20 protein-coding genes are annotated in these 26,800 nt (G+C 73.4%); 6 read left to right on the top strand and 14 right to left on the bottom strand.

The features are described from left to right. Nucleotides 1–67 precede the first annotated feature (67 nt). From ACFWXO_RS09780 to ACFWXO_RS09715, 14 genes are all read right to left on the bottom strand, one after another. Entirely contained in the window at nucleotides 68–256 is a 189-nt protein-coding gene (locus ACFWXO_RS09780; protein ID WP_380523058.1) for a hypothetical protein, read from the bottom strand. A 46-nt stretch (nucleotides 257–302) separates the two neighbouring features. Next, a complete protein-coding gene (locus ACFWXO_RS09775) occupies nucleotides 303–1,124 on the bottom strand; it encodes an ABC transporter permease (protein ID WP_375891051.1) in 822 nt (273 codons plus the stop codon). Beyond that, the gene (locus tag ACFWXO_RS09770; protein ID WP_380523057.1) at nucleotides 1,121–2,095 is read right to left on the bottom strand and encodes an ATP-binding cassette domain-containing protein; all 975 of its coding nucleotides are present in this window, start codon (nucleotides 2,093–2,095) and stop codon (nucleotides 1,121–1,123) included. The genes ACFWXO_RS09775 and ACFWXO_RS09770 overlap by 4 nt, the downstream gene beginning before the upstream one ends. 31 nt (nucleotides 2,096–2,126) lie before the next feature. Beyond that, nucleotides 2,127–3,233, bottom strand: a complete 1,107-nt coding sequence (locus ACFWXO_RS09765; RefSeq protein ID WP_380523056.1) for a thiopeptide maturation pyridine synthase — start codon at nucleotides 3,231–3,233, stop codon at nucleotides 2,127–2,129. Continuing rightward, nucleotides 3,230–5,632, bottom strand: coding sequence for a lantibiotic dehydratase (locus tag ACFWXO_RS09760; protein WP_380523055.1), 2,403 nt, complete (start codon nucleotides 5,630–5,632; stop codon nucleotides 3,230–3,232). Before ACFWXO_RS09760 ends, ACFWXO_RS09765 begins: the two co-directional genes overlap by 4 nt. Continuing rightward, nucleotides 5,629–7,494, bottom strand: a complete 1,866-nt coding sequence (locus tag ACFWXO_RS09755; RefSeq protein ID WP_380523054.1) for a TOMM precursor leader peptide-binding protein — start codon at nucleotides 7,492–7,494, stop codon at nucleotides 5,629–5,631. The genes ACFWXO_RS09760 and ACFWXO_RS09755 overlap by 4 nt, the downstream gene beginning before the upstream one ends. Before the next feature lie 13 nt (nucleotides 7,495–7,507). Further along, nucleotides 7,508–8,983, bottom strand: a complete 1,476-nt coding sequence (locus tag ACFWXO_RS09750; RefSeq protein WP_380523053.1) for a nitroreductase family protein — start codon at nucleotides 8,981–8,983, stop codon at nucleotides 7,508–7,510. A gap of 5 nt (nucleotides 8,984–8,988) precedes the next feature. Then, on the bottom strand, nucleotides 8,989–9,975 hold the full coding sequence (locus ACFWXO_RS09745; protein WP_380523052.1) for a thiopeptide-type bacteriocin biosynthesis protein: 987 nt from the start codon (nucleotides 9,973–9,975) through the stop codon (nucleotides 8,989–8,991). Beyond that, entirely contained in the window at nucleotides 9,968–12,643 is a 2,676-nt protein-coding gene (locus tag ACFWXO_RS09740; protein WP_380523051.1) for a lantibiotic dehydratase, read from the bottom strand. Before ACFWXO_RS09740 ends, ACFWXO_RS09745 begins: the two co-directional genes overlap by 8 nt. Beyond that, entirely contained in the window at nucleotides 12,640–14,265 is a 1,626-nt protein-coding gene (locus tag ACFWXO_RS09735) for a SagB family peptide dehydrogenase (RefSeq protein ID WP_380523050.1), read from the bottom strand. Before ACFWXO_RS09735 ends, ACFWXO_RS09740 begins: the two co-directional genes overlap by 4 nt. Before the next feature lie 26 nt (nucleotides 14,266–14,291). Continuing rightward, complete coding sequence (locus tag ACFWXO_RS09730) at nucleotides 14,292–15,977, bottom strand: TOMM precursor leader peptide-binding protein (protein ID WP_380523049.1); 1,686 nt, start codon at nucleotides 15,975–15,977, stop codon at nucleotides 14,292–14,294. Further along, nucleotides 15,970–17,985 carry a hypothetical protein gene (locus ACFWXO_RS09725; protein WP_380523048.1) on the bottom strand — a complete coding sequence of 672 codons (2,016 nt, stop codon included), beginning with the start codon at nucleotides 17,983–17,985 and terminating at the stop codon, nucleotides 15,970–15,972. Before ACFWXO_RS09725 ends, ACFWXO_RS09730 begins: the two co-directional genes overlap by 8 nt. A gap of 120 nt (nucleotides 17,986–18,105) precedes the next feature. Further along, nucleotides 18,106–18,270 (bottom strand): thiomuracin/GE37468 family thiazolyl RiPP peptide, encoded by a 165-nt coding sequence (locus ACFWXO_RS09720; protein WP_380523047.1) that lies wholly within the window; start codon nucleotides 18,268–18,270, stop codon nucleotides 18,106–18,108. A 68-nt stretch (nucleotides 18,271–18,338) separates the two neighbouring features. After that, nucleotides 18,339–19,463: an LLM class flavin-dependent oxidoreductase gene (locus tag ACFWXO_RS09715; RefSeq protein ID WP_380523046.1), complete on the bottom strand. Its 1,125-nt coding sequence runs from the start codon at nucleotides 19,461–19,463 to the stop codon at nucleotides 18,339–18,341. A gap of 380 nt (nucleotides 19,464–19,843) precedes the next feature. Here ACFWXO_RS09715 and ACFWXO_RS09710 point away from each other — a divergent pair, with 380 nt between their 5' ends. The 6 genes from ACFWXO_RS09710 to ACFWXO_RS09685 all read left to right on the top strand — a co-directional run bounded on the left by ACFWXO_RS09710 (nucleotide 19,844) and on the right by ACFWXO_RS09685 (nucleotide 26,772). After that, the gene (locus ACFWXO_RS09710; RefSeq protein ID WP_380523045.1) at nucleotides 19,844–21,922 is read left to right on the top strand and encodes a radical SAM protein; all 2,079 of its coding nucleotides are present in this window, start codon (nucleotides 19,844–19,846) and stop codon (nucleotides 21,920–21,922) included. Between the two features lie 201 nt (nucleotides 21,923–22,123). Next, a complete protein-coding gene (locus tag ACFWXO_RS09705; RefSeq protein WP_375891027.1) occupies nucleotides 22,124–22,540 on the top strand; it encodes a winged helix-turn-helix transcriptional regulator in 417 nt (138 codons plus the stop codon). 160 nt (nucleotides 22,541–22,700) lie between these two features. Then, nucleotides 22,701–23,621, top strand: a complete 921-nt coding sequence (locus ACFWXO_RS09700; RefSeq protein WP_380523044.1) for an NADP-dependent oxidoreductase — start codon at nucleotides 22,701–22,703, stop codon at nucleotides 23,619–23,621. A gap of 213 nt (nucleotides 23,622–23,834) precedes the next feature. Continuing rightward, on the top strand, nucleotides 23,835–24,575 hold the full coding sequence (locus ACFWXO_RS09695) for a (Fe-S)-binding protein (RefSeq protein WP_375891023.1): 741 nt from the start codon (nucleotides 23,835–23,837) through the stop codon (nucleotides 24,573–24,575). Continuing rightward, nucleotides 24,572–26,065, top strand: a complete 1,494-nt coding sequence (locus tag ACFWXO_RS09690) for a lactate utilization protein B (protein WP_380523043.1) — start codon at nucleotides 24,572–24,574, stop codon at nucleotides 26,063–26,065. The genes ACFWXO_RS09695 and ACFWXO_RS09690 overlap by 4 nt, the downstream gene beginning before the upstream one ends. After that, nucleotides 26,062–26,772 carry a lactate utilization protein C gene (locus ACFWXO_RS09685; RefSeq protein ID WP_380523042.1) on the top strand — a complete coding sequence of 237 codons (711 nt, stop codon included), beginning with the start codon at nucleotides 26,062–26,064 and terminating at the stop codon, nucleotides 26,770–26,772. The genes ACFWXO_RS09690 and ACFWXO_RS09685 overlap by 4 nt, the downstream gene beginning before the upstream one ends. Nucleotides 26,773–26,800: the final 28 nt, after the last annotated feature.

Here is a 26,800-nt window from a genome sequence, read left to right as displayed (position 1 = left end):
GGTCCACCCGGGTGGTGTATTGCCCGGGTGGCCCCCCCGGGGGGTGGCCGCGGTTCCGGCCGTGCCCCTACCGGTCGTCGTCCCTCCGGTCACGCCTCCGGTCGCGGCCACCGCCGTTGGTGGTCACGTACAGGGCGCCGAGCAGTATCCCGCCCACCACGCAGACACCGACGCCGATCGGGGAGCTGATCATGAAGCCGCCGACCACGAGCGCCGCGTAGACCATCGGCGCGGCGGCCCTGAGGTTCCTGTTCATCCGTCATCCTCCTTGGTTTCCATGTGGTTTCCTACCCCGGGCCGCCTCAGCCGAGCGCCCGGGCCATGAATCCCCTGATCCCGACCGCCACGGTGACCGCCAGGGCGAGCAGCAGCACCGCCAGGTCCGTCCACAGCGGGATCGCCGACGGGGGTCCGGCCTGGGCCGCGGCCCGTAGGCCCTCGCTGACGTAGGTCAGCGGGTTGAGCGCGGAGACCACCTGGAACCACCTCAGCTGGTCGAGGGAGGACCAGGAGTACTGGACGGACCCGGTGAACGTCAGCGGGGCGAGGACGATCGCGAAGGTGACGCCGATGCGGTCCGGCGACACGACCGTGCCGAGCGCCAGGCCGAGGGCGGCACCGGTCGCCGCGCCGAGGACCAGGACCAGCAGCACCCCCGGCCACCTCGTGGGCGGCCAGCCGGTGGTGCCCAGCACCAGGAACCCGACCGGCGCCATGACCAGTCCGGCGAACAGTCCGCACAGCGTGCCGTAGGCCAGCTTGGCGACCGCGACCAGCTCGCCCGGGATCGGTGCGAGCAGCCGGTCCTCGATCTCGCCGGACCACGAGAAGTCCATGATCAGCGGCATCGCGGTGTTCTCCAGGGCGACGAGCAGCGCGTTGAGCGCCATCACCCCGGGCAGCAGCGTCGCCCCGAAGTCGCCTTTGGTGTAACCGGCTTCGCCGAGCACCTTGCCGAAGACGAAGAACAGCAGCAGCGGCTGGACGATCACCTGGAGCAGGAAGGCGGTCGGTCGGCGGGTGGTGGTGTAGACGTCGCGCCAGAGCACCGCCAGGAAGGTCCGCGTCACGGGACCGACGCCGTCCCGGGGAAGCCGGTCGGCGCCTTCGGTCGCAGTGGTCACCGCAGTTCCCTTCCGGTCAGGCTGATGAACACGTCCTGGAGGCTCGGCCGGGCGATCGACAGGTCGACCAGCTCGGCCCCCCGGTCGGCGACCGCGCGCAGCACGTCCGGCAGCAGGGCCGACGGGTCCTTCTCGGTCCGCACCCGGAAGTACTGGCTGCCGCCGCTCCCCTGCGGCGCGTCGTGCTCGACGCCGTCGGCGCCGGGCAGCCCGGTCAGCGCCTCCAGGATCCCGGCGCTCGGCACCTGCTCACCGCGGACCTGCGCGGTGACGGTGGTGCCGCCCGGGAGGGCCCCGGTCAGTGCCCGCGGGGTGTCCAGGGCGAGCAGCCGGCCGTGGTCGACGATGCCGATCCGGTCGGACAGGCTCTCGGCCTCGTCCATGTCGTGGGTGGTGAGCACCACGGTGACGCCGCGCTCGCGCAGGTCGCGGATGCGCTCGTGCAGGAACAGCCGGGACTGCGGGTCCAGGCCGGTCGACGGCTCGTCCAGGAACAGCACCTCGGGCGCGTGCATCAGGGCCCGCGCGATGACGACCCGCTGCGCCTGGCCGCCGGAGAGCCGCTCGACCCGCTGGCCGGCCTGCTCGGTGAGCCCCATCAGGTCGAGCAACTCCTCGGCGCGGCCGGTCCGTTCGTCCCGGCCGACGCCGTGGTAGCGCGCGTGGAAGAGCAGGTTCTGCCGCACGTCGAGGGAGCGGTCCAGGTTCTGCCGCTGCGGTACGACGGCGAGCAGCCGCTTGGCGGCGGCCGGCCGGGCCACCACGTCGGTGCCGAGCACCAGGCACCGACCGGAGGTCGGGCGGATCCGGGTGGTCAGCACGCCGACGGTGGTGGACTTCCCGGCCCCGTTCGGGCCGAGCAGGCCGAAGACCTCGCCCCGCTCGACGGTGAAGCTCAGGCCGTCCACGGCCGCCGGGGCGTGCGGGTGGTAGCGCTTGACGAGTTCGCTGACGGTGACGGCGTGCGTCATCGCGTCGTCCTTCCTCGGGTGCCCGGACCGGTCACAGCCGACCGCCGCCGTCGACGAACCCGATCAGGTCCTCGATGCGGTCCATCGCGGTGACTCCGTGGACGTCCTCCACGGCCCGGGAGACCACGTGGCAGATCAGGTTGCGTTCCAGCTCGCCGATGCCGAGCCGGTACATGTTGAGGTACATCCAGTTGAGGACGACCCGGTACCGCTTGAAGGTGTGCCAGCCGCCGAGCTGCTCGGCCGCCGGGCGGTGACCGCCGAGCACCCGGTGGAACGGGCTGCGGTCGGACCAGGCGCTCCAGGTGGCGCCCCAGGCCTCCGGGTCGCCGTTCGGGTCGGTGTCGAGCGCCAGCTCGCCGGTGCCGATCAGCCCGTCGGCCCGGTCGCGGTAGCGCAGCAGGACGTCGAGGAGTTCGCCGAAGCGCACCGCGTCGTGGTGGTCCGCGGCCGCGGTGATCTCGACGACCCGCTGCCGGAAGGCGCCGGCGTTGGCCTCGTAGACCTGGTCGAAGCGGGCGCGCAGGCCGTCGGGGTTCTTCGCCAGGAAGGCGTCGGCGTGTCCGCGGTAGGACATGTACCCGTACGTCACCGGCGGGAGGAAGCGGTGCGCCGCCGCGATGAAGAGGTCCACCGCGAGGGCCGTCTTCGAGCCGCCGTCGCGGATCCGGTCGAGGATCCCGAACACCAGGTCGTTGCTGTCGACGTAGTAGTCGGCGAGCAGGTCGGCGGCGGCCGGTCCGCCGAGCACGTGCTCGCGCCGGTCGTACGGCTCCGTCCCGACGCTGTTGTCGGGCGCCCAGGGGGTCAGCGGGCCGCGTTCGCGCTCCACCGCGGCGAGCCGGACGTGCTCGGCGTGCGAGGCCCGCTCGTCCAGGACCACGGTCGACGGGTGCGCCCGCAGGTAGGGCTCCAGCACGTCGGCCACGGCGGGTGCGACGACGCCGTCGAAGACCTCCGCGCTCGCCTGGACCACGATCCGCACGTGCGGCCCGCGCCGCCAGTGCGGCTGGAAGTACACCCGCCGCGCCGCGGGGGCCACCTCCGCGACGAACGGGCGCACCGCGTCGAGCAGCAGATCGGTGCGGTCGGGCTCGTGGTGGAACACGTTCACCGTGCGCCACACGGTCTCTGTCATTCCCGGTCTCCTCGGCAGTTGAGCTCGATGACGTATTCGGTGACTCTGGGCACCCCCTGGTGGTCGAGGAGCGCGGCCTCGGGCCTCGGCGCGACCTCCTGGAACACCGCCGCGTTCGCCGGGTCCCTGGCCAGTCGCTCGAAGGCCAGGACGAGGGGTGGTGAACCGATGTCGACGTACACCGGCTTGCGGCTGCGGTCGCTCGCGACCGACCCGTCCGCGACGACGCCGGTCGGCAGCACGGACACGAAGAACCTCGGGGGCATTCCGAGTTCGGTCAGCCAGGTGGTCAGCAGGAGCAGGAAGTCCGGGTCGGACTGCCCGGCCGCGCGGCACGGCAGCGTCCCCGGCTGGGCCACCCAGGTCGCCCGGCGGAGCACCACCCGGCCGATGCTCAGCCGCGGCGCGTGCAGCACCCGGCCCTGCCCGCTGCCGGCTGCCGCGTCGTGCTGGAGCGGCTGGTCGGGGCGCAGCAGCAGCGGGTTCTCGCCGAACGCCTCGACCAGCAGGGCCATGACCGGCGGGAACTGCCGCTCGTAGGAGAGTCCGCCGTGGACCGGCCTGACGGCCGCGCCGTCGTCGAACAGGGCCGGCAGTCCGTCGCCGTCCAGGCCGACGGTCAGCCGGGCGGGCGGCGGGTAGTCGAGCCGGTCCGGCAGGGCGGGCTCGCGCTGGTTGAGCGAGGTGGCCAGGGTCTGGGTGAACTCCGCGTAGGTCGGCGCGTCCGGGTACACCGCGTCGACCGGGAGCGGGTCGTCCCCGAGGTGGCGCAGCAGCCGGCGCACCTGCGACCGGGCCCGGCCGAAACCGGAGTTGACCGCGTTGACGATCAACTCGTCGGCGTCGCCCTGGGCGTAGACGGCGACCGAGCCGACCGGACGCACCCAGGCGGGCAGCGCGTCGAGCACCTCCTCGATCCGCCGCCGGTCCGGCAGCGCGCGCCGGAGGTCGGCGACCAGGTCCACCAGTCGGCGCACTTCCGCGACCGGGCTGGCGGCCAGGGTCGCGGTCAGCCCGGTCGGGTCGAAGGCGACGGCGGCGGGGTGCAGTCGCCTGGCCTCGTGGCCGTCGCGGAGGAGTTCGGCGTAGAACCGGTCGAACGGCACCGTCGCCCCGTCGCCGAAGCGCTCCCGGATGAACGCGGCGACGGCCAGTTTGAACGGCAGTGCGGAGTCGAAGACGGCGAGCAGTCGGCAGGCGAGCGCCAGGTCGTCCAGGGCCTCCTGCCAGGACGGCAGGCCCGCCTCGACCACGACGCCGGGGATGACCGACTGCTCGGTCAGCACGTCCCGCAGCTTGCCGGTGACGCCGACGCCGCGCAGCCGCTCGTGGAGCGCCTTCCCGAGGACGACCCGGTCGGCTCCCCCGGCATCGCCGTAGGCGCGCAGCTCTTCCCGGAGGGGAGCCAGTGCGGGGACCGTCCCGGCCAACTGCCCCAGCGGGTCGATCCCTTGGTCGTCGAAGTCCGGTTGGAGCAGGAGCAGTCCGCCGGCCACGAGGGAGCGCAGGTATCCGGCCGTCCGCTCCGGCGGCGCGGGGAAGCCCGCCGCCAGCGCGGCGAGGGTCGGGCGGGCGACCGCGGCGCGCAGGCAGTGGCGCAGCGCCAGGGTCAGCGGCAGGGTGAGGAGGTCCTCCGCCGGCGCCGGGCCGAGGAAGCGGACGGTGTCGCCCTCCAGGCGCGCACTGGGGTTGATCCGGACGGTCGGCTCGGTCGCGCCGGCGGCCAGCGGGGTGAGGACCGACAGGTCGAGATCGACGATCGACCGCGCCCGCTCGGTCGCGGCCCAGCGCAGGGCGGGCCCGTCCGGGACGAACCGGCCGAGGCCGCTGGCGGTGAAGGTGCTGAACGGGCTGGTCTTGACGGCGGCGCGGGCCGCGTAGGCGGCCAGCCGGATCAGCTCCTGCCGCCCGGGCCTGCGGCCGAGCACCTGGTGCAGGGTGGGGCTGGCGTGGGCGAGGCCCTGGTCGAAGCGGGGGTCCGCGCCGAGTTCGCGCAGCGCGGCGTCGACGGCTCGGCCCGCCTCGGCGTACACCGTCGGCAGCTGCGCCCGGTCGGCCCGGTAGCGGCCCAGCGCTCGACCGAACTCGGTGATGTCCGAGGCGAGTTCGGGGCCGAGGGCGGCGGCGGTCCGGGGGTCGGCGAGCAGTCGGGCGGGGTCGCGCAGCTGGTGCACGGTGCGGCGCAGCGCGACCAGCCTGGGCTTGGCCGCGGGGTCGCGCAGCTCCCCGATCACGGTGTGGCAGCGCTCGGACAGCGCCCCGGCGCCGCTGCGCAGTTCGGCGGCCGTACGGGAGAGCGCGAGCAGTTCGCGCCGCAGTCGCCGGTCGGCGAGCTGCTCGACCACGTCGGCGGGCAGGCCCGCGACACGTACTCCGAGGGTGGTGGCGTGGGTGGTCACGGGAAGGGGTGGGGGTGGGGGTTGAGGTCGGCCTCGGTCAGCGGGTGCGGGGCGTGGCCGAGCCGGTACGGCACCTCCAGCGGCCGGGACAGCCCGGTGGTGCGGCGGTTGCGGTGGCCGAAGGTCATGGACAGGGCGCCGGGCGCGATCACCTTGACGCAGGTCAGGCCGGCGGCCTCGTGCAGGGGCGAGGTCTGGTCGACGACCACGACGTCCATGCCGCCCGCCAGCATCCGGTCGACGGCCTCGGTGAGGTCGTCCCGCAGGTCGGTGTGGAGCGGCCAGGGGTTGCGGGCGATCACCTCGTCCCAGCCGGTCAGGCGGTCGCCGTCGAGCAGGAAGGACCAGCGGTCGAGGGCCTCGGGCGTCGCGTTGCCCAGCGAGTGGTCGGTCATGATCCGCACCAGTTCGGGATCGGCGGCCATCCGGCGGGCCCGTTCGGCCTCGGCCGGGTACCTGGCCTGCTCCTGTTCGACGATGGGTGCCAGTTCGCCGAGGGCCGTGAGCACGGCGGCGACCGGGTCCAGGGCCGAGCCGCTGGTGCAGACGACCTTCGGCCGGGTGTCGTCGCCGGTGGTGTCCTGGGCGAGCACCCAGAACGCGCGGATCCCCTCGGTCAGGGTGATGTCGAAGGCCCGCACCCGGCAGCCGGTGCGCTCGATGCGTTCCGCGAGGACCCGGATGCGCGGATCGGGCGCCCGGGCGAGGTCCACCTCGGGCACCGGCATCCGGGCGTACCAGGTCATCAGGAAGGCGTCGCGCTCGACGACTTCGAGGATCCCGTGCAGGATCGCCTCCTCGACGCAGCCGCCGAGCGCGCAGCCGTTGGAGATCTCGAAGGTGAAGGGCTTGTCCCTGCGGTCGTCGGGGCGGGCCCTCGGCTGGAACCGCGTCCGGTAGTACGCGTGGGTCTCCGGCACGAGCACCGGGCGGGCCCGGACGAAGGAGTACGCCCACACCCAGTCCACCACCGCGTCCTCGGTGAACGGCTGGTAGGCGCAGTCCGGCTCCCGGTAGCGCTCGGGAGCCAGCAGGCCGAGCGACCGCGGGTCCAGGGCGTCCCCGGCCAGGTCCGCGTAACTGCCGCGCACGGTGGTGCGCTTGCCCCAGGGCCACTGGCCGCCGAGCCGCTCCAGTGCCTCGGCGACGGCGGTGGCCCGGCTGGAGGCGAAGTCACGGGTGCGCCCGAACCCCGCCTCGCCCCGGTAACCGTACTCGGCCAGGACGGATTCGGTCAGCGGGACCATCGAGTCGCGCATGCCGCGCGGCGGGGCGACCACCCCGGTCTCGGCGTCCACGTAGAGCTCGGTGAGCCGGGCCTCGGAGAGTTCGCCGATCCGGCTGGCGCGGGCCCGCGGCTTGGGCCGGGGGACGGGGGCGATCACCGCCCGTTCCGCGGTGTCCTCGGGCAGCGCGCCGCAGACCGCGCACAGCGGGTCCGGGAGGAACGCGTGCCGGGTCAGCGACAGGTCGCGCAGGTCGAGGTACCAGCAGCGGTCCGTGGCGACGCCCGAGTGCAGCAGCTCGCGCACGGCCTCGGCGGCGAAGCCGGACAGCCAGGCCGACGGGCTGGTCGCGATCCGCCCGTCCGCGCGCAGTTCGGCCGTCCAGGGCGCGCGTTCGGGTGCGACGGAGCGCCAGGTCTCCAGGCACCGGGCGCAGCCGGGTTCGCCGGGCCGCACCAGCGGGCCGATCACGACCCGGTCGAGTTCGGTCCACACCGGCAGCCAGGGCTCGCCCCGTTCGTGCGCCTCGGTCCAGCCGCCGGTGTCCCAGCCGTCGCGCGCCACCACCAGCATCGACGGCGGGCGCCGGGCGATGGCGTCGGCCAACAGGCCCTCGCCCAGTACGGTGTCGCTCACGAGCCGTTCCTCCTCACCAGGTCAGCCGGAACTCGGGGCGCGGCCCGGCCGGGTGCTCGGTGCCCAGCTGCGCCACCAGCAGACTGCGCCTGCGCCCCTCCAGACCGAACCAGGCGTCCAGCAGGTGGGTGAGCACGTCGTTCTGGATCCGGCCGGCCACGCCCACGGACGCGGCGGCCAGGCAGGCCCGGTGCAGGGCGGCGCCGGCCGCAGCCTGCTGCAGGCGGTACCAGCGCGCACCGAAGCGCTCCTCGGCGGCCTCGGCGTCGCCCACCGGCAGCAGCCAGAGGTTCGCCGTGCGGGCGCCCTGCTGGGTCAGGGCTGCCAGCGCGGCCTCGCGGAGCCGCTGCCGGGGGTTGCCCTCGCCGACCAACTCCAGCCGGTGCTCGTCGGGGAGGTAGCGGTAGGCGCCGTCCGGGACTCCGGCCACGTCGGCGACGACGCAGTAGAACTCGACCAGACCGGCCGGCAGGTCCCAGTTCTCCTGCCGCCCGTAGGCGGTGAGGACGGTGGCCAGGGTGCCGATCGCCATGGTGTCGGCCTTGAAGCCGCGCACGGCCGCCCGGCGGTTGCGGGTGCCGGCCCGCAGGTCCGGCTCCGCGTGCGGGAGGCTGATCCACTCGCGCTCGGCCTCGGTCCCGCGCGCACCCTCTCCCTCTGCCTCGGTCCCGCCCTCGCCTCCGCCCTCGCCGGGGGGCGCGGTCAGCAGCGGCTCGGGGGCGGGGCGGCTCTGCCGGAGCACGGACGCGTGCGCGGCGAAGGCGCGTGGGAAGGCCGCCAGCGAGGGGCCCTCGAACGCGGCGGGCACCGGGGCGACCAGCTCGACCACGGCGTGCACCCCCTCCGCCCTCGGGTCCAGCCCCAGCAGCTCGGTGAGGTCGGCGTCGGGGAAGGACAGCCGGGCCGAGGCACCGTCGTCGGCCCCGACCACCAGGGCCTGGGCCACCTGGATGCCCGCCTCCAGGCAGGCGAGGCGGTAGTACATCTCGCCGTACTTGGCGGCCAGCCGCCAGAACACGTTGGTGTGCACCAGGACGGTGCCGGCCGGGCGGGCGGCCACCCAGCCGCGGTAGTCGCCCGAGCGCAGCCGCACCAGGTCGTGCCGGGCCGGGTCGTAGTAGTGGACGCCGGTCGGGACCTCCGAGTCGGGCCCGGCGATCACGTACCACTCGGCGCTGTACCGGGCGCCGCCCGAGGGCGTCGGGCGGCGGGTCACCAGCCACTGCAGCGGGTCGTCGTCCGGGATGGCCTCGAAGCTGTCGGTGAAGGGCAGCATGTCCAGCGGGGTCAGCCACTGGGCGCGGGTGATGCCGCCGAGCTCGGCCAGCAGCCGGCCGAGCCGGTGCTCGGACTTCTCGGGCGGCCAGGGCAGCGGATGCCTCGGGGCGCCCGGGTAGCTCTTGACCAGCCGGGGCGGGAACGCCTGCGGGTCCGCCACCTCCGTCGGCTTGTGCACGGTGTCCTGGTAGCGGGTCGCCTCGTCGCTCATGGGCTTCACACCGCGCACAGGTCGAAGGCGGCCCTGGTCAGGAGCAGTCGCAGGTGGGACTCCTGGGCCAGGCTGATGCCGAGCCGGTTGCACATCAGGTGGGTGCAGCGCTCCACGATCAGCTGCGGGACCAGGTGGTTGATGTGCTGGAGCACGTCGGCCGGGGCCTCGAAGTCGGGGTAGGCGTCGAGGCGGCCGAGCAGCTCCAGTTCGACCAGGGTGTCGTTGGCCTCCCGTACGGTCCTGAGCCAGCTGCCGGTCACCGACCCGGCGGGCAGGGCCGTTCCCCTGGTCACGGCCCAGACCGTCTCCAGGGAGGCGCGCAGCTGGGCCTTGTTGGCCTCGAAGTGCTTCTCGAAGTCCGGCGATCCCAGCACCTCCGCCGCCGCTCCGCCGCTCTCCACCAGGAACCGCGCCTGGTAGGCGAGTTCGGGCAGGATGCCGGTGAAGACCGTACGGTTGGCGGCCATCATGGCGAAGGCGTCCATGGCGCGCTGCCCCGCGGTCCGGCCGCGGGCGATCAGTTGGAGCGCCAGCACGCTGGACGCCATGAACTGCTTCTCGACGGCCTCCAGGGAGCGGCCGGTGCCGAACGCCCCGGTCTCGGGCACGTAGTCGACGAACGCGACCGAGTTGTCCGGGTGCAGCACCGTGTCGTGGTCGGCCATCCGCTCCAGGGCGGCGAGTTCGGCCGCGGACTCGGCATAGGCCCGCTCCGTCAGCCCGGAGGTCGACGGCGTCGTCCGGTAGAACTCCGCCGCGGTCTCCTCGACGGCCGAGCGCGCCTCCTGGACGTGCTCCGGCCGGGTCCGCAGCCGCAGCCGCACGTGCGGGCCGCCCTCCCAGTAGCGGAGGAAGAAGAAGCCGTCGACCAGTCCGGCCCGGCCCAGCCGCTCGACGACGGGCTTGACGACACCGGTGATCACGGCGTCCTGGTCGCCGTGGTAGAAGAGGTGGGCGCTGACCCAACGGTGCGCTGAGGTCTCAGACATAAGTGACTCCGGGCTCGTTCAGTTCCACGATGTACTCCGCCACGTGCTCGCCGCGGACCTGGCCGGGGTCCGGCAGCATCTCGCTGATCTGCACGATCGCGTCCGGCTCGGTGAGCCGGCGTTCCAGCCCGAGCAGCAGCAGCATGCTCGCGAAGTCCACGTAGTTCGGTTTGGTGTCGTTCCCCGGCCGCGGGCCGTTCCCGCCCGCCACCAGCGAGGCCGGGTCGAGGACGGTGACGAAGCACCGCTCCGGGATGCCGTGTTCGGCCAGCCAGTCGGCGACCTTCAACATCCAGGCCGCGCCGGTCGCGGCGTCGGCCCGCCGGGGCAGCCGGTCCGCGCGGGTCATCCACATGGCGCGGCGCAGCACCACGTCTCCGACCGTCAACCGGGGCAGGCGCAGGACGCCGTCGTCGGCGCGCGGGTCGGAGGTCATCCTGAGCTCGGTGTGCGCGCCGAACCAGGTGTTGGACTCGCCGAACGCCTCGATCATGAACCGTGCGGCGGGCGGCAGCAGCCGGTCGGCGCCGAGGCCCGGGTGCACCGGGCGGATCCGCCGGCCGAGCCGCCGCGACACCAGCGCGAGCAGCCCGTCGTCGCCGCACTCCACGTGGAGGTCGTTGACCGGCAGCCGGTCGTCGGCCGCGCGCGTGCTGCGGACCCCGGGGTAGTCGACGACCAGTCCGACGCCGGGTCTGCGGACGTTGACGGCGGACCGGGCCACCGCCTCGAACTCGGCGAACAGCACGTCGTCGTGGGACGCCGCCAGGCCCGGTTCGTCCGGGACGTCAGCGCGCAGGTCGAGGACGTCCAGGATCTGCCGCACCCGGTTGCGGCCGCGGCCGAAGCCGCAGGCGATGCTGTTGACCACCAGGGCCGGGCCGTGCTCGGCGTCGGCCAGCTGGCAGTAGACCGCGAGCGAGGTCGGGGTGCGGACCCAGTCCGGCCACTCCTCGGCCAGCTTGCGCACCTCCTCGGGGTCGACCCTGACCACGCCGTCCCGGTCGGGCGTCCGCTCGCCCAGCAGCCGCTTGGCGGCGGTGCGCAGGCGGTACAGCTCGCGCACGGCCGCCACCGGGCTGTCGGCGTCGGCGAACCGGCTGTGCGCCGGACGGGAGCGGCGTCCGACCGGGCCCGGGGCGGCATCGGCGGACTGCTCGGCCAGGACGTCGCGGTAGAACACCACCAGCGGGACCCGCGCGCCGGCCGGGTACCTGCGCCGGAACCACGAGTCGAGGGTGAGCTTGAACGGCAGGTCGGGGCCGATCAGTCCGAGCAGGGTGCGCACCGCGTCGAGGTCGTCCAGCAGCGGACGCCAGCGCGCGCGGTCCAGCACAGCCGTCGTGCCCGGGTGCACCGCGTTCTCGTAGAAGCTGTACCGGGCGAACTCCTGGGCCAGCTTCGGGCTCTGGACGTGGGCGTGGTCGCCGACCTCGCGCAGCGCGGTGTCCAGCGCGCGGACCACCGTGTCGCGGACGGCGACCCGGTCTGCGGGCTCGGCGACCGCGGGGTAACTCGACAGCGCCTCGGCCATCTCCTGCAAGGTCCGGTCCAGCCGCTCCAGGCCGGGCTGCCGACACCGCTGGAGCCACTCGCGCAGGTCGCCGACCGGGTCCGCGGACTGGTCGGCGAGCGGCGGGACCAGTTCCAGCAGGCCCAGCGTCACCAGGCGGCGCAGGAACACGTCGACCTGGCGCCCGTCGGCCGCGCGGGCCAGGAGGGTGCCCCGCAGCTCGTCGAAGGTGAGGTCGCCCGTGGTCAGCTCCAGCACCCCGCGCAGGGTCGGGGTGAGCGCGAGGCTGTGCACGTACTCGTCCGGCCGACGGCCCAGGAACAGCAGGGCGCCGTCCTGGACGGTGGCGCTGGGGTTGGTCCGGATCCGGCAGCCGCCGAGCAGCTCGGGGCGTTCGCTGACGGCGCGGGCGATCCGGTGCAGCGATCCGACGCTGACCTCGGTGGAGGTCAGCGAGGCGCTCCGCGGCCCGGCCGGCTCGACGATCTCCCGGCCGGTGCCCCAGGCGGCCAGGCCGCTGCTGGTGAAGGTGGAGTACGGGCTGGTCTTGGAAGCGCAACGGGCCAGGTACTGCGCCAGCCGGAGCACGGTCTGGCGCTGCGGTGGGCGGCCGGTGTCGAACCACTTCCGCAGGGCCAGGAACAGGTCCGGATTGGCGTGCACGAGGCCGAGTTGGAAGGCGGGCAGCCGGGCGGCGGCGAGCAGGGCTTCGTAGCTCGCGGCCCAATCCTGGTCGAGGTGCTCCGGCAGGGCCGCCAGCAGGCGGTCGCGTTCGTCGATCCGTGCCGTCCAGGAGCGGACCGGCTCCGCCAGCTCGGCGGGGACCTCGGCCAGCCGGGCCGGGTCGACGTGGCGGCCGCGGTGCACGGCCCGGCGCACCGCGACCAGCCGGGCCTTGAGCTCGCCGTCCCCGGTGGCGCCGATCGCCGCGTGCAGCAACGTCGACAACTCGTCGGCCCCGGCGGCGATCTCGGCGCGCAGTGCCAGCAGGGCGGTGGCGGTGCGCCAGCTCTCCGCGCAGCGCAGTCCGTCCAGTACGGCGACCGGGCTGCCGGCGAGGCGGACCACGGTGGCCGGGCCGGGCAGGTACCGCACCGGCTCGGGTCCGGCCTCCCACTGTCCGTCCGTCATCTCGTCCGTCGTCCCGTCCGTCACTCCGCCGCCTCCGGCTCCACCGGCACGATCACGCGGCCGCCCGGTCCGGTCCGGGCCAGCAGGATCTGGAAGACCGGGGCGTAGCGCTCCTCGGTCAGTCCGAGCACCGCGCGCACCCCCTCGGCCTGGTAGGCGTTGACGATCCGGCCGGAGAGGCCCTGCGCGGCGGCCGCGACGCAGACCCGGTGGGCGAGCAGGCCCGCCTCCTGGTTGAGCACCCGGTAGCCGCGGTCCCCGAAGGTGTCGAACGCCCAGTCACGGTCGACGACCAGGTGGACGACGGCGTTCATGTGCTGGAAGACCGGTCCGGGGATGGTGACGCGTTCGATCGCGGTGAGGGCGTCCGTGCCGGGGCCCGTCGGGCTTCCCGGGCCGACCGGGTGCAGGGCGCCGGTGGCCGGGTCGAGCCGGTAGCAGCCGGCCGGTACGCCGATGAGGTCGGCGACGGTCAGGTAGACCTCCACCGGCACCGGCGCTCCCGCCGGGACGGCATCGCTGCCGACCCCGGTACGGGTGCGGGCCAGCCGCGCCCACAGTGCGAGGCCGTCGACCCGCGAGGCGACCGGGCGGAAGATGCCGGGGCCGGAATCACGGCTCCGCAGCACCTGTGCCAGGTCCGGGTCCGGGACCTCGGTCGCGGGCAGGGCCAGCGGCTCGCGGCCCGACGCGGCGGCCACGGCGGGCCGGACGGGCGGGGCCGGCTCGGCGGCGGCGAAGCCCGCGGTGTCGGTGCGGAAGGAGGCGCGGTTGACGGCCGTGAGCCTCGGGCAGGCCCGCGCCACCGCGAGCCCGCTGCGGACCACCTGCGGCTCGATCGGGTCGACGGTCGCGGACAGGGCCGCCGCCGTCTCCGTCTCCGTGCGGCGGGGGTCTCCGGCGCCCGCACCGGCGAGGTGGAGGGGCAGCACCACGAGGGCCGGCTCCTCGTCGGGGTCGAGTCCGAGCAGCTTGTTGACCGGCTCGTCGAGGAACTGGTGGTGCACCCGGGCCCGCAGTCCCATGGCCCGCGCGACCAGGTCGAGGTTGCCGGTGAGCAGCCCGGCCTCCTGGGTGCACAGCCGGTAGGCGTAGTCGCGGTAGATGTAGGCGGCCTTGGCGAACAGTCCGGAGAGCACGAACACGGCCTCCGGCGGCGCGCCGGCGGTTCCGGTCGCCCTGGCCAGCAGCGGCCGGTGGTCCCCCTCGCGCAGCAGCACCAGCGCGTGGTGCGGGGCGTCGTAGTGGTAGACGCCGTCGGCCAGGCACACGTACAGCTGGACGGCGAACAGGCAGCGGGCGGAGGCGACCATCCGGTGGTAGGGCCAGGTCCCGTTGGTGTCGAACTCCTGCCGGGAGATGCCGTAGCCGTAGCGCAGCAGCGTCGACAGCGCCGGGTCGTCGAGCGCCTCGACCGCGCCGAGCACCCCAGGCACCCGGGTGGTCAGGGGGCGTCGGGGCAGACCCCGGTAGATCTTGAACTTCAACGGCTCGTCCGGGTTGGCGTACTCGGACTGCCGGGTCTCCATCGCCTCGGCGAGGTCCTCCAGGCTGACCCGCAGGAACTCCCGCCCCACGCCGGCCTCCTGCGCGGCCGCGGCCCCCTCGGTCATGGTCTCCTCGTCACTCACGGTCGGATCGGTCACGGCCGGATCGGTCACGGCCGCGTCGCTCACGGGAAGGGATGCGGGTGCGGGTTGCGCACCTCGGGCAGCCGGGGCAGTCCGGTCACCCGCCGGGCCGCGTGCCCGAAGGTCATCGGCACCGAGCCCGGTGCCAGCACCTTGACGCATCTGAATCCTCCCGCTGTGTGTTCCATGGAGGTGGTGTCGACGGCGACGACGTCCATCCCGGCCGCCGCGAAGCGCCGGACGGCCTCGTCGAGGTCCGCGCCGATGTCGGTGTGGCTCGGCCACCGCCAGCGTTCGAGCCCCTGCTGCCAGGTCGACGTGACCGGGTCGTCGAGCAGGAAGGCGTACCGGTCGAACGAGCCCGGATCGGCCGCGCAGAGCAGGTGGTCGGCCATCGACACGACCTCGTCCGGGTGCTCGGCCAGGTGCCGGGCCCGCTCGCCCCACCCCGGGTCGAGCGCGAGGACGCCCACGTACTCGACGGTCTGGCTCAGTTCGTGCAGCGCGGCCAGGATCGCCTCCGCCGGGCTCAGTCCGCTGCCGCCGGTCGACACCGCCCTCGGCCGTCCGGTGCCGCTGACGTCCTCGGCGAGCGTCCAGAACGACGGGATCCCGTGCTCCCGGGTGCTGTCGAGGACGTGCACCCGGTAGCCCTGGCGCTCGATCCGCTCGGCCACCAGCGGGATCCGGCGGTCGGGCACCGTGGCGAGGTCGATCCGGGGCAGCGGCGTCCGCCCGTACCAGGCCATCAGGAAGGCGTCGCGTTCGGCGACTTCGAGGATCCCGTGCAGCACGGCCTCCTCGTAGCAGCCCCCGAGCGCGTTGCCGCTGGAGATCTCACTGGCGAACCTGCGCTCCCCGGCGGGCAGCGGCAGGCGGTAGTGGACGAAGCCCTGCGGCACCAGCACCGGTCGGCCTCGGCCGAAGGAGTAGCCCCACACCCAGTCGGTCTCCGCGTCCTCGGTGAACCTCCGGTACGGGAAGTCCGGGAGCTGGAACCGCTCCTCGGGGTACAGGCCGAGCGTGCGGGGGTCGATCGCGGCCTCGGCCACGTCGGCGTAGCCGGCCCGGACCCCGGTCCGCTTGGCGGGCGCGTACGCGGCCAGCCGTTCCAGCGACTCCGCCACCGCGATGGACCACGCGGAGGCGAAGTCGCGGGTGCGGCCGTAGCCGGCCGGTTCCGTGGCGGTGGCGCCGGGCACGGCCAGGACGGCCCCGGTGAACGGGAACGCGTGCTCGGTGTACGAGGTGACCGAGGGGACCAGGCCGCTCCGCTCGTCCACGTAGGCCGCCCGGAGCGCCTCCCGGTCCAGCGGGCGGACCCGGCTGGACCCGGGTGACGGCTTGGGCCGCACCTCGCGGACGGGTTTCGCGCCCTGCTCGGTGTCGGCCACCGGCACCGAACAGGCCGGGCAGTGCGGATCGTCGAGGAAGGCGTGCCGGGACAGCGCCAGCGTGGCGGTGTCGACGGTCCGGAACCGCCGCGCCCCGGAGTGCGCCGAGGCCAGCCCGGCGACGGTGTCGGCCAGGAAGCTCGGCAGCTCCCGGTCGGCCGCCCCGACGGCCGCTCCGGCGGCCAGCTCGGCGGCCAGCTCGGCGGAGGCCGCCGCGGTGCGTCGGGTGCGCAGGCACTCCGGGCAGCCCGGTGCCCACGGCCCGACGACCACCTGTCGCGGTTCGCGGAGCACCTGCGGCGGTTCGAGCAGCGCCTGCGGCTGGTCAGCCATGGAGGACCACGGCGCGCACCACGAACGGACACGCGCCGGCCACGGCGGCGTCGTGGTCCAGCGGGACGGCGACCACCCGGCCGCCCTCCCGGGTCAGCCCGGCCACGGCCTCCTCCAGCGTCACCGAGCGGGGCGCCGCGGCCCGCTCCGGCGCGGCGGTTGCGCGCAGGTGCGGGGGCAGCTCGGGCACGGGTGCCGGCGCGTAGGCGGGCTGCTCGGTGGCCCGGGCCTGGTAGGCGAGCAGCGTCCGCTCCAGGCCCTGTTCCAGTGCCGCGGCGACGTCCAGGTCGCTCACGTGGGCGACCGTGCCCGCCGGGGTGGTGAAGGCGAAGGTGGGCAGCCCGAGCAGACCGGACAGGTCGTGGACCTCGAAGGACTCCTCGACGATCGCCAGCAGCTTCCGGTAGCGCTCGGCGCGCGGGGTGAGCTCGGCCGTGTCCAGGTCCAGCAGGGGCAGCGGTCCGGTCGCGGTCGACAGGGCCGCGACCACCGCGTCGTTGGCAGCGGCCACCACGGCGGCGCGCACGGCGGCGGCCCAGTCGTCGCCGGAGGCCACGGTCCGCGCGGGGAAGACCTGCGCGGCGTCCACCGCGACCGGCTCGCCGGTCAGCACGTCCAGGCCGTGCAGCCGGTCGCCCTTGCGGGCGTCGACCATGACGGCCGCGTAGCGCTCGAACGCCCGCCGGACGGCGCGTTGGCGCGACTCGACCACGGTCTCGCCGCAGCCGTGGACGGCGAACGGGCCGCCGGCCAGGCCGACCGGGTCCGAGACCACGACCTCGCTGACGAACAGCGGCAGTTGCTCGTGGTCGCGCTCGGTGACCTCGGCCAGGACGCCGGTCCGGGGGTCGACGAAGTCGACCGCGCGCCGGGCCAGTTCCTCGTCGCCGACGGGCGCCGCGGTCGTCAGGGCGGCCAGCCGGGCCGGGTCGTCCGGCACCACGGGCCGGGCGAGCGGGTGCGGCAGGAACGCGTGCTTCGAGGTCTCCAGGCTCTCCAGGTCGAACCGGACCAGGTGGTCGGACCGCCGGCCGGCGTCAGCACCGGTGCCACCGTCGTTGCCGGGGCCCCCGTCGATGCCGGTGAGCTGGCGGAACGCCGCGAAACAGAGCTGGTTGGCGACCAGCGCGACGGTGGGGCCGCGCAGGAACCCGCTCGGGGCCACCTCCGGGTGGTCCCGCAGATCCGCGCCGACCAGGTCGGGTGCGAGCGCGGACAGTCGACGCCACGCGGACTCCCAGGCGGTGGGATCACCGTTCCCCGCGATCACCGGGCCGATCCACGCCTCGTCCCCCGCCACGACGGTCTGGGCGAACGCGGCACCCGCGGCGACCGCGGCCCCGGGGAGCCGGCGGGCACGCTCGACCATGGGTCGGTCGGCGACGTGCAGCACCATGGTGGCGTCGGCGGCCAGCAGGTCGAGGCGCTCGACGTCCGCCTCCAGGTCGACGATCCGCTGCTCCGGGTCCAGCGCCCGGGACGCCTCCAGGTGCTCCTGGACGCGGTCGCGGTCGAACGGCGACTCACCGAACGGAGCGAGCGGGACGGTCCGCACACCCGCGCGCAGCTGGGAGTTGGCCAGCGCCTGCAGCAGCGGGCCGGAGCCGGTCAGCACCACGGGGCCGTCGCGGTAGGTCTCGAAGCGCAGTTCGGGTGAGTCGGTGAAGTACTCGATGAAGGAGATGTTGGCCGCGTAGGTGGCGGCCAGCTCGCCGGACAGGGTGTGCGGACGGTCGTCCAGCACGTTCTTGACGTACCCCTTGGCGAGCAGCAGCATGATCATCTTCGCCACCGCGGCACGGCTGGACTCCGGTACGACGGCGCACAGTTCGCCGAGCGTCCTGGTGCCGTCCAGCATCGGCGCGATCCGCTGGACGAACTCGTAGGTCGAGGCGCCCTTCAGAATCGACCCGCCCAGGTTGCTGCGGATGTACGCACCCTCCGGAACGCGCATGACGTAGACGTCCCCGCGCAGTCGTGGCCGTACCCGCTCGACATCGACTCCCATGACCACCGCTTCTTCACTCACTCATTGATGACTGGCCAGCAGGAAGGACCGAGAGCCACCCGGTCCTCTTTGATGAACACGCACCGGCTAGAGCACATGTGCCAGGAGATCAGCACCGGATCAGGTGCAGGAGCAGCACGGGCAGCAACAGCAGCAGCTGCTCTGGCCGCCGGACGCGGACAGCTCGGTCAGGCCGTAGCCGGCGGTCACCGAAGCGGGGACCACCTCGCCCAGGTCCACCAGCTCGAAGGCGCTCTCGTCCAGCACCAGGTCGAAGTCCTCCATGTCGTTCACCTCCTTTCCCGTCGTCGGGCCGGTGCGACCCCACCCACATCGGGAGCCGGCACCGGCGGTCAGAGTGCTTTCACCTCCGGCAGCACCTGGTCGCAGAAGAGCTCCAGGGTCTGCCGAGCTTCGGGGAGCGGCATCGCGCCGAAATCGATCTGCCAGAGGATCTGGTCGACGCCGCCGATGTGGTCGTTGAAAGCACGGATGCGGTCGATGACGGTGGCCGGAGATCCGACTATCGCGCCGCCTTCGGTGTAGAGCTTTTCGGGCCGCAGATTGCGCAGCATCCAGCCGAATCCGGAATAGCCGCGATAGGCGGAGGATTCCCGCCGGTCCCACGGGTTCACGGCCTCCGCCCACACGTCCAGATAGCGCCGCAGATAGGTCTCGGCGATCTCGGTCGCGCGCTCATCGGTCTCCGCGACCACCAGGGGCAGGCTGGCCGCGACCCGGGGCCGCAGCCCGGAGCCGCCGTGCGCCGCCCGGAAGGCGTCGCGGTAGAGGGTCAGCTGGGCGCGGAACTCGTGGGGCGAGATCATCGGCGTGATCAGGAGCCCCAGCCCTTCGGTGCCCAGCCAGGTGAAGCTCTCCGGTGTGCGCACCGCGGCCCCCCACATCGGCGGGTGCGGCTGCTGGGTGGGCCGGGGCAGTCCGGTCACGTCGCGGTAGGAGAAGAACGGTGTCTCCTCGCTGACCTTCTCCTCGGTCCAGATCCGCCGGACCGCCCGGATGGTCTCGCGGTACCGGTCGACGCTCTCGTCCATGTCGACGCCGAGCGCGTCGAACTCGTCCGGCAGGTACGCCCGGGCGAATCCCACGTCGAGCCGGCCGCCGCTGATCGCGTCCACCTGCGCGGCCTCCGCCGCCAGCTGGATCGGGTGGTGGAAGACCGGGAGGACGCAGCCGGTGATGAGCCTGACCGAGCTCGTCCGGGCGGCGACCGCGGAGAGGAAACCCAGCGGGCTGGGGCAGTAGCCGCCGTAGTGGTGGAGGTAGTGCTCGGTCATCTTCACCGAATCCAGACCGCCCGCCTCCGCCCGGACCGACAACTCCAGCGCGTCGCTGAAATAGTCCTGCGGAGATTTCGTCTCCGGCGTGCAGTCCGGAAGAAATGAAAGCCCGAAGCGCACCGATACCACACTCCCTTTAACAGCCGGATTTTCACCGGATGAATCTCGGGGGTTCGTCACCCGAGCACTCCGGGCCCAGTCGGCACGCCACCGGGTGTTTCGCCGCTGACGCTACATCGGGCCATCAGGACCGTCAATAACGACCGGCATTCCGGACCGTAACTCAAATTAAGCTCAAATCTTCCCGGTATCCCCGGAGATACCTACGGTCCTGGGAGTGCGTTATTGACGCCGGTGCAATGCGCTGGAAATGTTGGCAGCCGCCGGCATCCCGTACAGCCGGGCATTGCGCCGGGGCGGACGACGGCGGAGACGGAACCCGGGCGATGTCGCGCATGCGGGTGTCACGGCGCTGTGAGCGATCACGAGGAGCGTGCGCGAGGCGCCGCGGCCACGTGCGAACTGTCCGAGCTTGCCCTACTTCGCCGGGAAGTGCAGTCATGACCTCCACCATCGACTCCCACCACGTCACCGACGGCGCGGCCGACGCCGGCCGGCGGCCGGCACCGGTGCCCGAGCGGCGGAAGACCGTCCAGCTCGTCGAGTTCACCGCGATGCAGGGGGTCCGGTACAGCGTCACCCTCGGGTACCTCAAGGCGACGGCGACCGCCGACCCCGCCCTCGACGCGGCCTGCGACTTCCGGATCAGCGTGCGCGAGCAGAGCGGTGGCGAGCAGGCCACCAAGGAACTTCTCGACACCTGGGACGAGCCGTTCGCCGTCGCTCTCACCGTGTTCTTCTGGAACCGCGCCCAGTCCCTGGAGCTGGCCCGCCAGGTCAAGGAGCGCTGGCCGGACTGCCGCGTCGTGGTCGGCGGCAACGACGTCAGCTACCAGCAGGAGCCGCTGTTCGCCGAGGCGCCCTGGCTGGACGTGCTGGTGCACGGTGAGGGCGAACTGCGCTTCCGCGACCTGCTGCACGCCTTCCTGACCGACGGGGACCTCGCCGCGATCCCCGGCATCAGCCACTGGCGGGACGGAACCGTCGTCACCAATCCGGACGCGGACCGCATCACCGACCTCGACCAGGTCGTCTCGCCGATCCTCACCCCGGTGTACTCCGACGAGGAGATCACCGGCTCGTCCATGATCGTCTACGAGACCAACCGGGGCTGCCCCTACGGGTGCGCGTTCTGCTACTGGGGCGGGGCGACCAACTCCAAGGTCCGCCAGTTCGACCTGGAGCGGATCTTCGCCGAACTGGACCGGCTGATCCGGCTGATGCCCCAGGACGCCACGCTGTTCATCGCGGACGCCAACTTCGGCATCCTCGGCCGCGACCGGCAGATCGCCGAGCACATCGTGGAGCTCAGCCGGCGCCACGGGAAGCGGCTGATCGTCAGCACCAACTGGGCGAAGAACGGCAACGAGCGCATCGTGGAGATCGCGAGCATGCTGCACGCCGCCGAGCTGACCGGCGCGATCACGCTCTCCGCGCAGTCCTTCGACGCGAACGTGCTCAAGATCGCCAACCGCGCCAACATCCGCACCGACCACTACCGCCGGCTGCTGGCCCGCTTCCGCGAACTCGACGTGCCCACCTACACCGACCTGATCTGGGGCCTGCCCGGCGAAACCTTCGACTCCTACCTCGACGGGATCGAGGAGGTGCTGACCGCGGGCGGATCCCCGGTGATCTACCCACTGCTGCTGCTGAACAACACCGACTACTCGCGCGAGGCCTTCAAGGACGAGCAGGGGCTGCGGACCCGCTGGATGCCCGCCGACATCACCAATCCCGAACTCATCGCCGACGTGGTCGTCGAGCACGGCTCGATGACCGCCGAGGAGTGGGTGCGGGGCATGGAGTTCCGGGTCTCCATGACGCTGTTCCAGAAGATCCTGCTGCGCTGCGCGCTCCGGGTGCTCCACACCACTACCGGCGTCCGCATGGTCGAACTGTGCCGGCAGCTGTGGTCGTTCCTCCTGGACGACTGCGCCGACCCGTTCCTGCGCGCCGTCGCCCGCGACGTCGCCGCCGTCTACCGGGACCCGTCCAGCCTGGACATGGGACTGCTGAGGACGGTCATCGGCGACCAGGTCGTCGTACCCGAGGAGGTGCACTACCAGGCGCTGCTGTGCCGCGCGGTGCGCTCCGAACGCGCCACCGCGGACCTGCTCGGCGCGGCCGTCGACCACCTGTCCACCTGGCTGGCCGACTCCGGCTTCGAGGTCGACCGCGTGCTGGTCGACAGCGCGTTGAGCCTCGACATCGCGGCGACGACGATCCTGCGCGCCAGCCTGCGCGGCAACCTCGCCGAGGCCTCGTTCGCCGTCCCGCGCCGGGGCTGGGAACTGCTCGTCGAGGCCGGCGACGTGCCGTCGAGCCTCGACGCCGGCGGGCAGGGGGACGTCGTCCGCGGCACGGTGTGGGCGCCGCCGCGCTGGGTCGACTACCCGATCAGCGTCTACGCGCTGTCCATCTGGCACGGCACCGGGCGACCCTTGTACGACCTGCTGTTCGCACTCCCGGACGGGCTCCCGGACGGCCTGCCGGACGGGCTGCCCGCGGCCGCGTGACCGCTCTGCGGTGACCGGAGTTCGTCACTTCCCGGTAAGGGCCCGCGGGATTGACAGCCCTTCACTGACACGAACATGATGGTCACATCACGTGCATCACGCACCTTGCGCACATCACGCGCATCACACGCATCACGCACAACTTGGGGCACCCGCACCCCGCCCGAGGCCGCCGCCGTGCCCCGTGAACGTTGGGGGATCATGACCACCGAACACCCCGTCCAGTGCTCCGACATACGCCGTTCGATTCTCGACCAGATCACCGACAAGTGGTCGATGACGGTCCTGGCGGTCCTTGACGAGCCGAGGCGGTTCAACGAGATCAAACGCCGCGTCGACGGCGTCACCCAGCGGGTCCTGACCCAGACCCTGCGCCGGCTGGAGCGCAACGGGATGATCATGCGCCAGGTCCTGCCGACCTCTCCGGTCGGAGTCGAGTACTCCCTCACTCCGCTCGGCGTGTCCCTGCGGGAGCCGTTCAACCGCTTGTGCGCCTGGACCGCCGCCAATTCGGAGGAGATCCGGGCGCACCAACTGGAGTACGACCGGCGCGCGCACCACTTCCTGGACCAGAAGGCCACCGTGCCACGACAGTTGGAGGAGGCGGAACACGCCTGACGCAGCGTGCGGCGTGGTGCCCTGCCCACCGGCGGACGGCGCCGCGACGGCGGGGCGAGGTGCCGGGCGCCCGCCTCCGGCATAGCGTGACCCACGGCGCCCCGCTCACCCCGGGCGGCGGTGCGCGAGACCGCAACCCCGGCTCCCTGGAGGTCGACTCATGCGCGCGGTGACCTACGACTCGTACGCCCCGGACAACTCCCGGCTCGAGTACGGCGAGGTGCCCGACCCGAAGGTCGGCCCCGGCCAGGTACTGATCGAGGTCCGGGCGGCCTCCGTCAACCCGGTCGACTGGAAGGTCATGGCGGGCGGCCTGGACGGCATGATGGACACGGTCTTCCCCGTCATCCCCGGCTGGGACGTGGCCGGGGTGGTCACCCGCACCGGCCCGGACACCCCCGAGTTCTCCCCCGGGGACGAGGTGATGGCCTACGCCCGCAAGGACGCGGTGCAGGCCGGCACCTTCGCCGAGTACGTCGCGGTCGCCGCACCCGCGGTGGCGCGCAAGCCCGCCGGGCTCGACTGGGCGCAGGCGGCCGGGCTGCCGCTGGCCGGGCTCACCGCCCTGCGCAGCCTGGACCGGCTCGCGGTCGGCCCCGCCGACGTGCTCCTGGTGCACGGCGCCGCGGGCGGCGTGGGCAGCCTCGCGGTGCAGCTCGGCCGCGACCGCGGGGCCCGGGTGATCGGCACCGCCTCGGAGCGCAACCACGCGTACCTGCGCGAGCTGGGCGCCGAACCGGTGGCGTACGGCGACGGCCTGGTCGAGCGGGTGCGCGCGCTGGTGCCCGGCGGTGCGACGGCCGTCGCGGACTTCGTCGGCGGCCAGCTGGACACCACCCTGGCCGTGCTCGCCGACGGCGGGCGGCACGTCTCGATCGCCGACCCGGGAGTGACGCAGCACGGCGGCCACTGGATCTGGGTGCGCCCGGACGGCGCGAAGCTCGCCGAACTCGCCGCGGCGGTCGACCGCGGCGCGCTCACCGTGGAGGTCGCCGGGACCTTCCCGCTGGAGCGGACGGGCGAGGCCTTCGACGCCAGCCGCACCGGGCGCACCCGCGGAAAGCTGGTCGTCGTGCCGTGACCCCCGCCCGCCGCGGCCGGGAGCACGGGCCGCGGGGGCCCGGCCCATCCTGGTGCGGAGCGCCGGCCTCACCCGTCCGGCGTACCCGGGCGCCCGGACGGAGGCACGCGTGGAGACGGCCGCCGAGCAGGACGCGCCCACCGCCGCGCCGGGCGCGCACCGTCGACCCGCCGCAACCGCCCCGCCCCTGCCGGACGACAGGATGGCTTGCCGATGCGCATCGCGCTGTTCATCACCTGCTTCAACGACACCATGTTCCCCGGGACCGGCCGCGCCGTGCTGACCGTCCTCGAACGGCTCGGCCACACCGTGGAGTTCCCACCGGAGCAGACCTGCTGCGGGCAGCTGCACCTCAACACCGGCTACCGTGCGGACGCCGTCCCGCTGACGGCCCGGTTCACCCGCACCTTCGCCGACTACGACGCGGTGGTCACCCCGTCCGCGTCCTGCGCCGGGCTGGTCCGGGAGCACCACCCCGCTCTCGCCGAGCGGTACGGCACCCCGGATCTGCACCGACAGGTCACCGAACTGGCGCCCCGGGTCCACGAGTTCACCGAGTTCCTGACCGACGTCCTCGACGTCGAGGACGTCGGTGCCCGATTCCCGCACCGCGTCACCTACCACCCCACCTGCCACTCCTTGCGCGGACTGCGGCTCGGCGACCGACCGCAGCGGCTGCTGCGCGCCGTCGAGGGGCTCGACCTGGTCGAACTCCCGGCCGCCGACTCCTGCTGCGGCTTCGGCGGCACCTTCGCCGTCAAGAACGCCGCGACCTCCGGCGCGATGCTCGCCGACAAGGTCGGGGCGGTGCGGGAGACGGGAGCCGAGGTGCTGTGCACCGTCGACAACTCCTGTCTGATGCACATCGGCGGCGGGCTGTCCCGGCAGGCCGCCGGGGTGCGGACCATGCACCTGGCCGAGATCCTGGCCGCGACCGAAGGCGGACGCCCGTGACCGCCCCCGGCGACCGCGGAGTGGTCTGGCTGGGCTCCCCGTCCTTCCCCGACGCCGCCCGCGAGGCCCTCGCGAACACCCGGCAGCGGGCCAACCTGAAACACGCCACGACCGTCATCCGCGACAAACGCCTCGCCGTCGCCTCGGAGTTGGACGACTGGGAGGAGCTGCGCACCGCCGCCGACGCGATCAAGACCCGGACGCTGCGCCATCTCGACCACCACCTGGTGCGGCTGGAGGAGTCGGTCACCGCGGCCGGCGGGACCGTCCACTGGGCCGCCGACGCCGCCGAGGCCAACCGGATCGTCACCGAACTGGTCCGGGCCACCGGCGGCAGTGACGAGGAAAAGCTTGAGGTCGTCAAGGTCAAGTCCATGGCGACCCAGGAGATCGGCCTCAACGAGGCGCTGGCCGAGGCCGGCATCACCGCCTACGAGACCGACCTCGCCGAGCTCATCGTCCAGCTCGGCGACGACCGGCCCTCGCACATCCTCGTCCCGGCGATCCACCGCAACCGGACCGAGATCCGTGACCTGTTCGCCGAGCGGATGGGCGAGTGGGGGCGGCCGGCCCCCGAGGGGCTGAGCGACGAGCCCGCCGAACTCGCCGAGGCCGCCCGCCGGCACCTGCGGGAGAAGTTCCTGCGCGCCAAGGTCGCCGTCTCCGGCGCCAACTTCGCCGTCGCCGACACCGGCACCGTCGTCGTGGTGGAGTCCGAGGGCAACGGCCGGATGTGCCTCACCCTGCCCGAGACCCTGATCACCGTGATGGGCATCGAGAAGGTCGTCCCCACCTGGGCGGACCTGGAGGTGTTCCTCCAACTTCTCCCGCGCTCCTCCACCGGCGAGCGGATGAACCCGTACACCTCCACCTGGAGCGGCACCACGGAGGCCGACGGCCCGCAGGACTTCCATCTCGTCCTGCTCGACAACGGCCGCACCGACACCCTGGCCGACACCGTCGGCCGGCAGGCCCTGGCCTGCATCCGCTGCTCCGCCTGCCTCAACGTCTGCCCGGTCTTCGAGCGGACGGGCGGGCACGCCTACGGCTCGGTCTACCCCGGGCCGATCGGCGCCGTGCTCACCCCGCAGCTCGTCGGTGTCCGCAGTGACATCAAAAGCAGTGCGGCCTCCCTTCCCTTCGCCTCCACCCTGTGCGGGGCCTGCTACGACGCCTGCCCGGTGAAGATCGACATCCCGAAGCTGCTGGTGCACCTGCGGGCCGAGGTCGTTGAGGCCGCACGCGGCCCGGGCGGCCTGCCCACCGGCGAGGCGCTGGCGATGAAGGCGGCCGCCGCCGTCCTCGGCTCCCCCGCACTGCTGGGCGCCGCCCAGAAGGCGGCCTCGCTCGGCGGCCGGGCGCTGGCCCGCAACGGCCGGATCGGCCGACTGCCCGGCCCGTTCAGCGGCTGGTCCGCCGACCGGGACACCCCTGCGCCGCCCGCCGAGTCGTTCCGCGTCTGGTGGCGCAAGAACCGGGAGGGAAAGTGACGACCACCCGAGAGGCCGTGCTCGGACGCATCCGCGCCGCGCTCGCCGACGTCCCCACGGACGAGGGCCCGCAGGACGTGCCCGTCCCGCGCGACTACCGGCGCGGTCACACCGCCGACGGCCAGGACCTGGTGGCCCTGTTCGCCGAGCGGGTCGCCGACTACCGCGCCACCGTCACCCGGACCGCCCCGGCCGGGCTGCCCGGGGCGATCGCCGCCGCCCTCACCGCGCGCGGCGCTACCCGCCTGGCGGTGCCCGACGGCTTCCCGGACGACCTCCTGCCGTCCGGCGGCTGGGAGTGGCACCGGGAGCCGCTGGACGTCCCCGCGCTGGACGCCCTCGACGGCGCCGTCACGCTGGCCGCCGTCGGCATCGCCGTCACCGGCACCGTCGTCCTGGACACCGGCCCGGGGCAGGGCCGGCGCGCCCTGACCCTCGTCCCCGACTACCACCTGTGCGTGGTCCGGGCCGAGCAGATCGTCGACGACGTCCCCGGGGCGCTCGCCCGCCTCGACCCGCACCTGCCGCTGACCTTCATCTCCGGCCCGTCCGCGACCAGCGACATCGAACTCACCCGGGTCGAAGGCGTGCACGGGCCCCGGACCCTGGTCGTGATCATCGTCGACGACCTGGAGGTCCACCGCAGGATCGTGCCCGGCTCGAACAACGCCGGGCACTCCTGGCAACCTCCCGGAGGTCAACACTGACGTGCCGTCGGGCCCGGGCGGATCCGCT

The sequence above is a fragment of the Kitasatospora sp. NPDC059088 genome (assembly GCF_042738155.1).
In the GTDB taxonomy this organism is placed as follows: Bacteria; Actinomycetota; Actinomycetes; order Streptomycetales; family Streptomycetaceae; genus Kitasatospora.
Note: the sequence above shows the minus strand (reverse complement) of the source record. Positions and strands in the feature narration are given on the sequence as shown.